The organism is Leptotrichia hofstadii (assembly GCF_007990525.1).
Lineage (GTDB): Bacteria > Fusobacteriota > Fusobacteriia > Fusobacteriales > Leptotrichiaceae > Leptotrichia > Leptotrichia hofstadii.
On sequence record NZ_AP019823.1, the window covers coordinates 121,239 to 135,469 of the forward strand.

At 31.9% G+C, this 14,231-nt stretch carries 9 protein-coding genes; 8 read left to right on the top strand and 1 reads right to left on the bottom strand.

Going from position 1 to position 14,231, the window contains the following annotated elements; genetic code table 11:
• The first annotated feature begins 493 nt into the window (after positions 1 to 493).
• The 6 genes from FVE77_RS00520 (at position 494) to FVE77_RS00545 (ending at position 7,332) form a co-directional block, all read left to right on the top strand.
• Complete coding sequence (locus tag FVE77_RS00520) at positions 494 to 1,231, top strand: TlyA family RNA methyltransferase (RefSeq protein WP_026745437.1); 738 nt, start codon at positions 494 to 496, stop codon at positions 1,229 to 1,231.
• 159 nt (positions 1,232 to 1,390) lie between these two features.
• Positions 1,391 to 2,707 (top strand): S41 family peptidase, encoded by a 1,317-nt coding sequence (locus tag FVE77_RS00525; RefSeq protein WP_026745436.1) that lies wholly within the window; start codon positions 1,391 to 1,393, stop codon positions 2,705 to 2,707.
• A gap of 44 nt (positions 2,708 to 2,751) precedes the next feature.
• A complete protein-coding gene (gene rsmI, locus FVE77_RS00530; protein ID WP_051254453.1) occupies positions 2,752 to 3,450 on the top strand; it encodes a 16S rRNA (cytidine(1402)-2'-O)-methyltransferase in 699 nt (232 codons plus the stop codon).
• Between the two features lie 642 nt (positions 3,451 to 4,092).
• Positions 4,093 to 4,968, top strand: a complete 876-nt coding sequence (gene ylqF / locus FVE77_RS00535) for a ribosome biogenesis GTPase YlqF (RefSeq protein WP_026745435.1) — start codon at positions 4,093 to 4,095, stop codon at positions 4,966 to 4,968.
• A gap of 170 nt (positions 4,969 to 5,138) precedes the next feature.
• Positions 5,139 to 6,395, top strand: a complete 1,257-nt coding sequence (locus FVE77_RS00540) for a glycosyltransferase family 4 protein (protein WP_026745434.1) — start codon at positions 5,139 to 5,141, stop codon at positions 6,393 to 6,395.
• A complete protein-coding gene (locus FVE77_RS00545; protein WP_232052933.1) occupies positions 6,289 to 7,332 on the top strand; it encodes a glycosyltransferase family 4 protein in 1,044 nt (347 codons plus the stop codon). The genes FVE77_RS00540 and FVE77_RS00545 overlap by 107 nt, the downstream gene beginning before the upstream one ends.
• A gap of 188 nt (positions 7,333 to 7,520) precedes the next feature.
• On the opposite strand, the gene FVE77_RS00550 is transcribed toward FVE77_RS00545, so the two are convergent.
• Complete coding sequence (locus tag FVE77_RS00550; RefSeq protein WP_232052934.1) at positions 7,521 to 8,903, bottom strand: B12-binding domain-containing radical SAM protein; 1,383 nt, start codon at positions 8,901 to 8,903, stop codon at positions 7,521 to 7,523.
• Positions 8,904 to 9,253: 350 nt separating this feature from the next.
• Here FVE77_RS00550 and FVE77_RS00555 point away from each other — a divergent pair, with 350 nt between their 5' ends.
• Positions 9,254 to 10,996 carry a hypothetical protein gene (locus tag FVE77_RS00555; protein ID WP_026745431.1) on the top strand — a complete coding sequence of 581 codons (1,743 nt, stop codon included), beginning with the start codon at positions 9,254 to 9,256 and terminating at the stop codon, positions 10,994 to 10,996.
• 77 nt (positions 10,997 to 11,073) lie between these two features.
• On the top strand, positions 11,074 to 14,199 hold the full coding sequence (locus FVE77_RS00560; protein ID WP_232052935.1) for a cellulase family glycosylhydrolase: 3,126 nt from the start codon (positions 11,074 to 11,076) through the stop codon (positions 14,197 to 14,199).
• The last annotated feature ends 32 nt before the right edge of the window (positions 14,200 to 14,231 follow it).

Genomic DNA, 14,231 nt, shown 5'->3' on the forward strand with positions numbered 1-14,231 from the left:
TAGCGAAATACCTAAATTTAATAAAATAGCTTGATTTCAATATAATATTATCATTTTTTATAAAATTTGTCAAGTAGTTTTTTTTATTTAAAGAAGCAAGAGAAGTTAGTAAAGCAAGATAGAATAGCAGAGCAAAAAATTTGAAATATAGCTTGAAATATGATAAAATAAATAAGTTTATTAAAATATGCTGGAATCATTTCAAAATTAAATTGATAAATTTAAAGCAAGTTTGGAACGTAAACAGGGACTTGTAATTTTCAATCTGATTTTAAAGCGGTTTTACCGTGCTTTTGGATAAATATGATTTTAGTAATCAAAAATAAATAGAAAAATAAGAGATGTGTTTTATTATATATTCAATTCCTTTCATATAAAACTGTCGAAAGATGGGGAAATTAGAATTTTAATAAAATAGCTCAATTTCTAGGCTTGATTTTAAATTAGCTTTACTGGAGCTATCTTTTATTTAGAAAACTGGAAAGAGAAAGAAATGAAAAAAAGATTGGATTTAATTCTTGTGGAGAAGGAGTATTTTGAGACACGGGAAAAGGCAAAGCGGGAAATAATGGCAGGAAATGTCATTGTGAATGAGCAGGTTGTAACAAAAGCTGGAACAATATTCAAGGATAATGATGAACTAAATATCCGGATAAAAGATAAATTGAAATATGTAAGCCGTGGAGGCTTAAAGCTTGAAAAGGCAATAAAAATCTGGAATCTGGATTTTATGGATAAAACTGTTCTTGATATTGGAGCATCTACTGGAGGATTTACAGACTGTGCATTGCAAAATGGGGCAAGACGTGTGTATAGCGTTGATGTTGGAAAAAATCAGCTTGACTGGAAACTGAGGAATGATGACAGGATAATCTCGCTGGAGGAAATGCATATAAAAGACTTAAAGACAGAAGATGTTGAAAATCAAAAGGTTGACTTTATTGTAATAGATGTATCTTTTATTTCCTTAACCAAGGTTATTCCTTATTTTGAGAAATTTCTCGCTAAAGAAGGGAAGGCTGTAATGTTAATTAAGCCGCAATTTGAGGTTGGAAGGGAAAAAATTGGCAGAAATGGTGTTGTGGAAAATGAGGAATATCACGATGAAGCCATAAAAAAAATAATTCACTTTTCAAAAGAACACGGATACGAGCTGATTGGTGTTGAAGATTCTCCAATAAAAGGGGCAAAAGGGAATAAGGAGTTCTTAATGCTGCTAAAATTTCCATAGGTAATGAATTTATTGGAAAAAGCAGCAGAATATAATATTTAAAGCATAAAGTTTTAAATACAGAAGTCGGTTATAGGGATTTATTTCACAGCTTATTATGGATAAATGCTGGATTTTCATATTTTTATAATTGGCTAAAGCATATTATTAGGAGGAAAAATGAAAAAGAACAAAATAATGCAGGCAGTATTAGGACTTATATTGGTAAGCATGCCTTTATTTGCAGCTACCACTATAATAAAAACAACAAGAAATGACAAGGATACAAGTGCCGGATATTCAAAAGACACAACAGAGCTGAACAGAATTGTGGATGTAATAAATATTATTGAAAACAATTATGTTGGAAAGGAAGAAACTCCAAGCAAAAAGGAACTTTATGAAGGAGCTGTCGCAGGAGTTGTAAGCAGACTTAAGGATCCTTATTCAGAATATTTGTCTAAAGCTGATTTGGCAGACTTTTCTGAAGATATGGAAGGTGAATATGTTGGAGTTGGAATGAGCATTAACAAGAAAAAAGGGGAAGCTCTTGAAGTTGTTTCGCCATTTATCGGAAGTCCAGCTGAAAAAGTCGGAATAAAAATAAAAGATAGAATTATAAAAGTTGATGGAAAAGATATTTTACCACTTACAGCAAATGAAACTGTAAAACTTCTGAAAGGTAAGGAAGGAACAAAAGTTGATGTGGAAGTAGTTAGGGAAGGTAAAAAGGAGCCAATCAAATTTACATTGACAAGAGCTAAAATTAAACTGGAAATGGTTGAAAGCAAAATGCTTGAAAATAACATTGGTTACGTGAGTCTTTTAAGATTTGGAAATCACGTTGGAGCAGAAGTTGAAAAAGCTATTAAAGATTTACAAGCTAAAGGAATGAAAGGATTAATATTGGATTTACGTTCTAATCCAGGAGGTTCATTACAAGAAGCACAAGATATTTCTTCACTTTTTGTAAAAGAAGATTTAATCGTTTACTTAAAATATAAAAATGGACAGCAGAGAAATTATAACAGAACTTCAAAAAATCTAGGTAATTTTCCATTAATCGTATTAACAAATAAAGCAAGCGCAAGTGCTTCTGAAATTGTAACAGGTGCAATTAAAGATTACAAACGTGGTACAATCATCGGAGAAAAAACATTTGGAAAAGGAATCGTTCAGCAAGTTATACCTTTGAAAACAGAGGATGCCATAAAACTTACTATTGCCCAATACTTTACGCCAAAAGGGAACTATATTCATGAAAAAGGAATTGAGCCTGATATAGAAGTAAAAATGGAAGAACTGCTTGCATTAAAAGGGTATGCAAACGACAGTGAACAAGCTAGAAAAAATAGAGAAAAAGAAATAGAAGATATTATTATAAAAGATAAAGGTAAAGAAGAAGCGGCTAAAATTATTTCAGCTGGGGATGTTCAACTAAAAAGAGCAATTGAAGAAATGAATAAAAAAATAAGTGGAACAGGAAAAAGAAAATAATCGTTATCAAAATTAATAAAAGAAATTAAAATTAGGAGAAATATATGTTTTATGTTGTTGGTACGCCAATTGGAAATTTAGAAGACATAACTTTTAGAGCAATAAAAGTTTTGAAGGAAGTTGATTATATTTTTGCAGAAGATACAAGAGTCACTAAAAAACTTCTTTCTCATTATGAAATTGAAAAAACGGTGTACCAGTATCATGAACATAACAAACTTCATCAAATTATAAATATCATTAATCTTTTAAAAGATGAAAAAAAAATCGCACTTGTAACAGACGCTGGAACGCCGTGTATTTCAGATCCAGGCTTTGAGTTAGTAAATGAAATTTTAAAAGCAGGAATAAAAGTCGTTGGAATACCAGGAGCTTCATCAATTGTAACAGGTGCAAGCATTTCAGGGCTGGATATGCGAAGAATGGCATATGAAGGCTTTTTACCAAAGAAAAAAGGCAGACAGACACTTTTCAATAAATTAAAGGAAGAAGAACGGACAATTGTAATCTTAGAATCCCCCAACAGAATTTTAAAAACTTTAAAAGATATAAAAGAATATCTGGGAGAACGTTACGTTGTAATTACAAGGGAACTTACCAAAATTTATGAAGAAATAATCCGTGGAAATGTTTCTGAAATTATAGAAAAGTTGGAGGAAAAGCCAATTAAGGGAGAAATTGTTTTATTTATAAGGGCAATAAATGATGATGGTATTTATTTAAAAATAACAAAAATAGAGTAATTTAATAGGGCGTGTCTGAAAATTCTCAAAATGATGAATTTTTAACAAATTTTTTCAAAATCAAAAATAATAAACACTGATTTTATTGTGATTTGTATAATTTATAAAATCAAAAAAACATTAAAAACAACATAGATTTTGAGTTTTCAGACACAGCCTAATGTCAATAGAAGTTATAAAATTTTAATTTTTTACTAATGATAGTATGTAATTCAAAATTTATTAAATATTCGCTATTTAAACGGGGAATAGTATAAGACATATTAATTAATAATTACTTTTTCTTATTTTAAGTATTTTAATTAAACTATTTGTTGTAGTTAAATTAAAATTGTCGTGATTTTTTGGAAACAAAAAGTACTGTTTGAGCGAAGCGAGTTTAATTTTTGTTTCCAAAAAATGCTTAGACGAGCGGGGATTGCAAAGGGGATGGCGACTGTTCCCCTTTGCTTTATAAAAAAAGTATAAAAAAGATAGAAAAAAACATTATTAATAAAAATATCTAAAGTAGAAATAAAAAAACAGTTGGATAAATGGTTAGAAAAGTTTAAAAATATTGAGTTTTTATCTTTAATTTTAAAATTAATCTTAATTTTAGGATTAAAAATAAAAATTTATAGAGAAAATGGAGAGAATGAAAGAATGAATATAAACTGGTATCCGGGACATATGAAAAAAACAAAGGATTTAATTGTCGAAAATCTCAAAATAATTGATATTGTGATTGAGATTTTGGATGCAAGAATTCCGATTTCTAGTAAAAATCCAGATATTTCAAAGCTGGCAAATAATAAGAAAAAGATTATTGTTCTGAACAAAGTAGATTTGATTGATAGCAAGGAATTAAAAAGTTGGGAAGATTATTTTCTGGAAAATAATTTTTCTGATTATTTTGTAGCTTTGAGTGTAGAGAAAGGAACTAATTTTAATGAACTGCGAAAAATTACAGACAAGATTTATGCAGAAAAATTAGAAAAAATGAAAAAAAAAGGACTTCGTAAAACTGAAGTAAGAGCTATGATTGTTGGGATTCCTAATGTTGGGAAGTCTAAATTTATTAATAAATTTGTGAATAAAAATAAAGCAAGAGTTGGAAATACTCCAGGATTTACACGTGGTAAGCAATGGATAAAAATTGATGAAAAATTGGAACTGCTGGATACACCAGGGGTTTTGTGGCCAAAGTTTGAAGATGATGAAGTGGCTTATAATTTAGCAATCACTGGTTCAATAAAGGACAATGTATTGCAATTGGAGAATGTTGCAATTAAATTTTTAGATAAATTAAAGGATTTGGGAAAAATAGACAATCTTGTAAAAGCGTATAATTTGGAAGAATATATAACTAATGAGGAGATTTTAGGATTGGAAAACCATAAGATACTGGAAATTTTGGAAAAACGGCTTGGTGTTTCTAAAAATGATGAACATAACTATGAAATTATTTCGAGAAGGCTTATGAAAGATTATAGAATGGGGAAAATAGGTAAGTTCTTCTTGGAAATCCCTAAAAATTAGCAGATAAAAATTTTTTTATTTAAATTAAAATAGAACTTATATAAAAAAATAATAAGATATAGAATAAAAGATGATTATTTGTGTGAAAATTTATAGTAGCCTAAAAAAAATTTCAAGAGAGTAAAAATAAAATTGAAATAAGGCTTTATTATAGAAGGAGAAATATAAAAATGAGAATTGGAATATTTACAGATACATACAGACCTCAGGTAAATGGGGTTGTGAGTTCGATTATGACGCTTGAGAAGGAGCTTAGAAAGTTGGGGCATAAAGTGTATATTATTACTACGACTGATCCTGATGCACCTCAAGTCGAGCCTAATGTTTTACGAATACCAAGTATGGAATTTAAGCCGTTGCCACAGTATCGGCTAGGAATGATATATTCTTCAAAAATAATAAAAAAAATAAAAAGACTGGAGTTAGATATTATTCATTCCCAGACAGAATGGGGTGTAGGGACATTTTCAAGATTTGCTGCGGTTAATTTGGAAATACCGCTTGTTCATACATACCATACACTATATGAATATTACACACATTATATTTTTGGTTCAAGATTTGTTTCGGCTGGTAAAAAGATTGCGGCTGCGATTAGTAAGTTTTATTGTGAAAAATGTAATGCTCTAATTGTACCTACACGAAAAGTTGAAGATATTTTGTATTCTTATGGTGTTGATCAGACAATGAACATTATTCCAACTGGACTGGAATTGGATAAATTTTATCGTGGAAATTATTCCGATGAAGATTTGGAATTTATGAGAGAAAATTTTGGAATAGAGAAAAGTGATTTTCTTTGTGTGTATATTGGGCGGATTGCCGAAGAAAAAAGTATTGATTTGTTAATTGATATGTTTTCTAAAATTAAGGATGAAAACTTTAAATTTATGATTGTTGGACGTGGAAGAATTTTGGATGACTTGAAGAAACAAGCTGAAGATCTTGGTATTTCAGATAGAGTTATTTTTACAGGGGAAGTGCCACATGATAAAGTTGCTGCTTATTATCAGATGGGAGATGTATTTCTGAATGCGAGCATATCGGAAACGCAAGGACTTACATTTGTTGAGGCAATGGCTGCCAAAACACCTGTCGTGGCAAGATATGACTTAAATCTGGAAGATTTGCTTGTAAAAAATGAGGCAGGACTTGTTTATAAAACTGAAGAAGAATTTATTAATTCTATAATGCTTTTAAAAGAAGATAAGGAATTTAGAGAAAAAATTATCGAAAATGCTTTTGTCGCTTCACAAGATTACACAGCACAGAAATTTGGAGAACGAGTAGAAGCAGTTTACAAAAAAACAATAGAGGAGTATGATAGTCGTGAAAGTTTTACTATATTCAGAGGGGAAAAGTTCCTTCAGCAAATCCGGCGTTGGACAAGCCTTAAATCATCAGGTAGAAGCCCTTGGAGCAAATAATATTGAAGTTACGCAGGATCCTGAAGATGATTATGATTTGGCACATATAAATACCGTTGCACTAAAATCTTATGAAGTGTTGAAACAGGCAAAGAAAAAAGGGAAACCTGTAATTTATCACACACATACAACTTATGAAGATTTTCGTGGAAGTATAAAGGGAAGCTATGTCCTGTCGCCAATTATAAAATTCTGGACAAAGAAATTATATAATGAAGCGGATTATTTGATTTCTCCGTCAGAATATACAAAAAATCTTATAAAATCAAAATATTTAGAAAAGGACAAAGAAATTAGGGTAATTTCAAACGGTGTAAACATAAATAAATTTAATAAAAATGAAGTTTTAAAAGAAAAATTTTTAAATGAATACAAATCAGTGTATGACATAAATAAACCCTTAATTATAACAGCTGGACTGCCTTTTGAAAGAAAAGGGATAAAAGATTTTGTAAAAGTGGCACAGGAATGCAGTGACTATCAATTTCTTTGGTTTGGATCGTCAAGCGTAAAATCAATGCTTCCTGACAAAATACAGAAAATCATTGAAAATCCGCCAAAAAATCTAATTTTTCCAGGCTATGTCGATAAAGATATTCTAATTGGAGCATTTAGCGCTGCAAAAGCCTTTTTGTTTATGACTTATGAAGAAAATGAGGGAATTGTAGTATTAGAAGCGCTTTCGGCTAAATTACCGCTTGTAGTAAGGGATATTCCTGTGTATGAAGACTGGCTGGAAGATGGAAAAACTTGCTTTAAGGCTAGGACTAACGAGGAATTCTGCCAAAAAATAAGAAATATTGTGGAAAACAATGTGGAAAACTTGGATGAAATTACAGAAACAGCATACAGTATTGCTAAAGAAAGAGATTTGCTAAATATAGGAAAAAAATATAAGGAATACTATGAGCATATATTGAATCAAAAAAATAGGTAACCTTTCAAAAAACCGGAAAAAACAATTTCAAAAAATAAAAAAGAGAAAGCCATCAATAAATAAAAAATGGTTTTCTCTCTATTTTTAAACATTTCAATTTATCATATAATAAAACTGCTTTAATATTAACTTAAAAATAACGAATGATTATAGTTTCAGAACTCTAAGCTCATTTAATTTTTATTATTTTATTTATTTTTTCTGACATTGCTTAGTATGCTTTCAAGCACGGGAGTCATATTGTTTAAGTGTCTAGTTTTTATTATGAAATTCCAGAAAGGCTCAAATTTTTTCCAGCCAGCAGTATAAAAAAAGTGTTTTAACTTATGTTTGGATATTTCATGATTTCCGCTTGCTTTAAATATATTTGACCATTTGTAGAATTCCTTGTATGCCCAGTTATAGCCTTGTTCAATTTCATCGGCAGTCATATTTCTGGTTTTGTAGACAACGTGCCTTGTATCGTATAAATCCCAATTTCTTGTTATTATTCGGCCTTCATCTTCCATACGCTTGAACAGCCTTGTTCCTGGATAAGGAGTTAGAATGTGGTAAGTGGAAGTTGTTATGGCGTTTTTTACTCCCCATTCAACAGTTCTTTTAAAAACGTCCTTGTCATCGTAATCCAATCCAAAAACAAAGCTCCCGTTTATCATAATTCCCAACGAGTGAAGCCTCTTTACTGCGTTTTCATAGTTTCTTTTTAAATTCTGGTTTTTATTGCTGGATTTCAGATTTTCTGGGGAAAATGTTTCAAATCCTACAAAAAGACTTCTTAATCCAGCTTGAGCGGCCTTTTCTATTAAATCTCCCGTAAGTATTGAGTCAACTGTTGCCGCGCCTTGAAACAGCCTGTTCATTCCTTTCATTCCTTCAAAAAGTTCCGCGGCAAATTTAGGATTTCCTAATAAATGGTCATCTAAAAAGTACAGGTGTCTTCCCGGCAGCCTGTCAATTTCTTTTAGCGCATCATCGACAAGCTGAGTATAAAATGATTTTCCATTCTGGTAAAAAGCGTCTTTGTAGCAAAAATCACAATGATGAGGGCAGCCTCTAGTTACAACGATAGAATTTGGTACAAGATATTTATTCCTTTTTATCAAGTCTCTTCGTGCAGGAGGTGCTCCAATTAATGTCCTGTGTGTAGAAATATACATTTTTTGCGGATTTTTGTTTTTAAAGTCCTGTAAAAATTTAGGAAAAATGTCTTCTCCCGGTCCAATCATTATAGTGTCGGCATGTTCCAGCGCCTCTTCAGGCAATGAAGTCACATGAAGTCCTCCTAATACTACGTAACTGCCCTTCTTTCTGTAATAATCGGCTAATTTATAAGATCTGTAAGCATTTGTAATATACACTTGAATAATAACCAGGTCAGGATTATCTTCTAAGTTTAACTTTTCTACATGCTGGTCCTGCAAATCAATTTCATCATCTTCTGAAAAATACCCTGCAAGTGTTGCCAGTCCCAATGGAGGGAATAAGGAGTATTTGACAGGACGCCAGAATGGGCTTTCAGCTTCTGTAAGAGCAGGCAGTATCATTTTTACTTTCATATCGTAACACCTCATTTTTATTATTTATATCGTAAACTTCTTCAAAATTAACTTAAATTAGACAAAACTAGGATTTGAGCAAATCAGTCATAACTTTTGAGTTTAATCTTAAAATAGTTTTGCTATGATTATAGCAAGAAAAAAAATCAATTTCAACAAGAAAATTAGTTTTGTGCTTAATTATACGATGCCTTTACATTATTTTTTTTTCTTGAAAAAAACTGAGAAATTTAGTAAAATGTACTTAGCAAGAAAGGTGTATTTTAGTCAGAACATGATAATTTTTATTTTTTTATAATTTTTTCTAAATATTTGGATATTAAATTATAAAAAATAGATTTGCAAAATTAAGGGAGAACAGAATCATGAAAAAATTACATATTTTAAGTACGATGATGATGTCAGCGGCAACTGCAATGGCTCAGGAAATAAAGATAAACGGAGGGTGGGACTTTGACAGGGCATATAAAAATGATTTAACTAAACATCAGAAAGGTTTGTCGAATACTATTTATGACTATAAATTTAAAAATGGCCCCGTTGCAGGAATAGAGTGGCTGTTTGACAATCAGGGAAGACTTGAATTAGGAATTGGTGCAGAACATAAGTTTTCTGTAAAATCTTCAGCTTTAAAAGATAAGAATGAAATGAAAATGTATGAAATAACACCAATATACTTAACAAGTAAGTACAATTTAATAACTTCTGAAGAAGGAAATGATTTGCTCTATATTATTGGAAGAGGGGGGTATGCTTATGCTAAAGCCGGAAGGGATAATAAAGAAGACTTAAAGGATAAAAATTTTCGTGGTGGACTTTATTATGCTGGTGGACTAGGTACTCAAATTGGTCCCATTTCGATTGAAGCGTTGTATGAAAGATCAAATTTACGATATGACAAAGTAAATTTAGGTAATATAAACAGAAATAATATAAGTACTCTAAATAATTTTAAAAAGACGAAAGATAATATAAATACGGTTGGTGTAAGACTAGGATACAGTATCGGAAATATCAAAAATTTATCGAAGAAAAAAAATGAAACTGTGCCTTTTGATCCTTTTAGAACTGATATTTTTGCTAAAACAGGAGATATGCAGTACACTACAGATAAAACTCAGAAAAGAAAATGGAATGGCGGAGAACTTAGATTAAATGCAGGATATAATTTTAAAAATAGATACAATATCCAGCCAGAGCAATTTTTAGGAACAGGAATGAAAAATAATAAATGGCAGTCTGCAAAATCTGATTTTGATATTAAAAAGATGCCTGTTGTTGGTCTGGAATATTTATTTGATAATCAGGGAATTGTTGAACTAGGTCTAGGTGTTGAACAAAGATTTCTTGATATTACAGCCTTTTTTAATGATAAAGAACAGAAACACGTTTTAAGGACTTATCCTGCTTACGGTACAGCGAAGATTAACTTAGTAAATAACAAAGGAAATAATCTTCTTTATGCCGTTGGACGAATAGGATATGTACACGGTGAAATAAAGGAGGAAAACTTTAACAAGAAAGATCTTCGTGGCGGTCTTTACTATGCTGGAGGATTAGGTACAGAATTAGGGCCAGTTTCTATAGAAGCTCTTTACGAAAGATCAAATTTTAAATATCAGCCAGAAGATACAGTCAGTCCTATAAAAATTAAAGGTAAAATCGATACATTTGGTATAAGAGTAGGATACAGAATAGGAAGTATAAAAAATAAACCGAAAATAAAAGAAGTTAAGACGGCAGCATATACCTATAATATACCAGAAGAAGATAGAATAAGTATAGCTGGCAATTTGAAAAACAAAAGTAATGAAGTTTTAACTTTTAAAAGAAGTTCTGCAAAAAAGTTGAGATCTTTGGAAAATGAAATAAAGGAAGCTAGAGCGGCAGGTCATAATACTTATAACAATATACCAGAAGAAGACAGGATAGACATATCTGGTAATTTGAAAGGAAAAAGTAATACGAATACGGTTTCAACTTTAAAAAAAGATACTGTAAAAAGAGAAAAATACTTTGAAGACGAGGTAAAAAAAGAAAATGCTAAAAATATATCTGAAGAAGATTCCATAGATATAATCAATAATTTAAGTTTTAACAGATTATAAAATTACAGGTTTTCTAAAAAGAAAAAATCTAACTGCAACATGAAGTTGAAACATTAATTTGGGAAAGGTGATAGAAAATGAAAAAATTTATAATTGCTGTACTGCTCTTAATTTCTATGAGTTTTTCGATAATGGCTGAAAATACAGGTAATGTGTCTTTTTCAGTAAGTGAAATAAAATCAAATAATGATATATTGTTAAAATGTTCAAATATGGCGGGGGAAAATGCACAAGGAACTGGAATAACTGAAAATAATGGCAATAATATATTTTTAAAATGTATAAATTCTGAAACTGGCAGTGAAAATATTATTGGAACAAATAAAATAAGTTCTCAAAATATATTGCTGAAATGTTTAAATACAAGTGAAAGCACGGAAGATGAACTGACAAAAGATGTAAATACAGCTGAAAAGCTTTTAAAATGTTCAAATATAGTTAGAATAATTAAAATAGATGAATTATCTCAAATTGAAAGTGTCAATGTAGTACAGTTGAAATGTTCAAATACAGTAAAAAATGTAAATACAGCTGGAACCCCGCTATCTGGCAGCGGCAGCTCAAATAACATAGTTTTAAAGTGTTCAGGTACATCTGAAAATCTTCTGAAAAAGGAAGCAACGATAAATAGTGGAACAGTAAATACAACTGAAATCACATTAAAATGTTCAAATATAGTTAAAGTTATTGATGGAAATAAAGTTTTTTCAGATAATTTAGGAAATTATGATGCAGTAATATTAAACTGTACAGATACAACAGAAAAAAACAGTAATATTATTGGCAATATCGCGCAGTCAAAAGTAAACATAGGATCATTAGGAGGCAACATAGGAGGAAAAGTTCCTGTAGGGCCTATTATTGGCGGAGTGGCAGGAGCTTCTGCTGTCGGAGCAATAGTTGGTGGAATTGGCCATCATAAAGGTGGCGGAAAAGGTGGAAACCCTGGACATCAAAACGGTAGAAATGATGGTGGCAAAGATGATAATCCTAAAAAACAAAAAAAAGATGATACAAAAATTCATAATGTGAAGGGAATTGGAATACAGCCTGTCAATCCATTTTGGAGAAGTAATCTTAGGGAAGCCGAAGACTCTTATTCCAAAATAGCGGGGGTAGGATTTCAGTGGGTAAGAATTACAGCTTCGTGGCATAGAATCCAGTCTTCAAAAAATGGAAGATACGACTGGCAGGATATAGATGATGCTGTTGCTCTTGCCAAAAAATATAACTTGAAAGTCTTAATGCAAATAAGCGGTGCTCCTGAATGGGCAACAGGAGCAGACAAACTTTCAGCTGCTGAAAAAAATGCTTTAAATGCAAGAAAAATCTGGGTAGCATCATTTGCGCCGCTTCAGCAGTATGATAACGATTTTTCAAATTTTGTAACTGCATTGGTAAAAAGATACGCTTCACAGGGAGTAATTGACTATGAATTTTGGAATGAACCAGGGAATCCAGAATTTTGGCACGATACGATTCAAAATCCTAGACCAAATCCTGAACACTATACTCATTTGCTGAAAATAGCATATACGGCAGCACATAATGCTTATAATGATGTAAATGTTATGGCTGGTGGAATGACGGTAGGAAACAGTAATAGTTCAACAGGATATATCGGACCTATGGAATTTTTAGAAAGAATGTATAGATCTGGTGCAAAGGGATATTTTGATGGTGTATCGCATCATCCTTATGGAATTTATGCCAGAGCATTTCGAGATAACGGCTGGGCAAATATGATAGGTGATGTTGTGGCACCTGGCAGAGGAGAAAAAACATTATATCAGATAATGTCAGAGAATGGTGATGGAAATAAAAAAATATGGCCGTCAGAGGTAGGGCTGGATGCCGCTTATCCTGGAGTTGATGAAACAAAACAGGCTAATGTAATAGGCCAGATTTTAGGATGGTATCAAAAATCAGACATATTTGGGCCTCTTATTCTGTATCAGGCAAAAGACAGAAAGCCTTACATTGCTTCAGGAGTAGTGGATAGAGACAGTAATGGCGATGGGTGGCTTGATGTAAATATTGATACAAATGGAGACGGTATTCCTGATGCGAATATTGATGCGAATAATAATGGACGGCCTGATATACTGGATGCTGCAGATCCTGAAAATTATTTTGGGATTTGGAAGTCAGACGGCACAGAAAAAAAGGCAGTAGATGTAATTCGAAGATTTATAAATAATCAGCCGGCACCTGGGCCAGCTCCATCAACAAATGGATGCGGTAGCGCAACAGATGCTTCAGGACAATGGAAGAGTGTGAAATGCTGGGAATTTAAAGATAGAAATATCCCTTCTGATTGGCAAAGCAAAAAGGCGATTAATCATCTAAACAGCCACTTGTCTTATTTACACAATAATGTCAGTCTTGTAGATGGTGATTATGTCAGAATTACTACACGTCGTCATTGTGTTGATAGAAGAGGGGATCCGTTAACTGATGCAAATGCAACTACAGGTGTATGTCCTGCAGGTAAGGTTACACAATATTCAAGCGGCAGATTAGAATCTAATAAGCTTGTGGATGCTTCTAAGCCGTTCCGTGCAGAAATACGGGCTAGAATGAACTGGAATCATTTGCAAGGAATGCGTACAGCTCTTTGGATGCAGAAACAGCAAAATGATGTGGATACACCTATTTGTAAAAATCCAGGTGGAAGTGCTCCTTATGGTTCATTATTAATTTTGGAATGGTTTTCAAGTACTCCTAGTTATGCATGGCCTGCAACTAATATCAGCTGTTATTACAGCCAAGTAAATCACGAATGGACTCCACGTGGCTTTACACATCGTCTTGAAAATATTGTTGGTGGACAGAGTAAATCATTAACGCATGAATGGCATGTTTGGGCAATTGAGTTTGATGGAACAAAAGTACGTTATTATATGGACGGAAGATTGATTCCAGTTGTTCATTACCGTATTAAGGATGCTCAACGTATCAGTGTAGTTGATAATACTAGATATGACCAATATGGCAATTATCTTTCTACTATGCCAGATGAAGACTTTAGCAAGCTGAATATTCCTTCTGCTTTAGTTAAACAAGGATTTGAGAACGATAAATGGCATTTCATTTTTAATGATTACGTGGAATGGGAACCAGGTTTGAATCCACCTTCTGAAAATTCTCCGTTCCCAGTTCAAACTACAGAGATTGACTATGTACGTTTGTATCAAAAATAACATTATTGATTTCATATAACCTGAAAATTAAT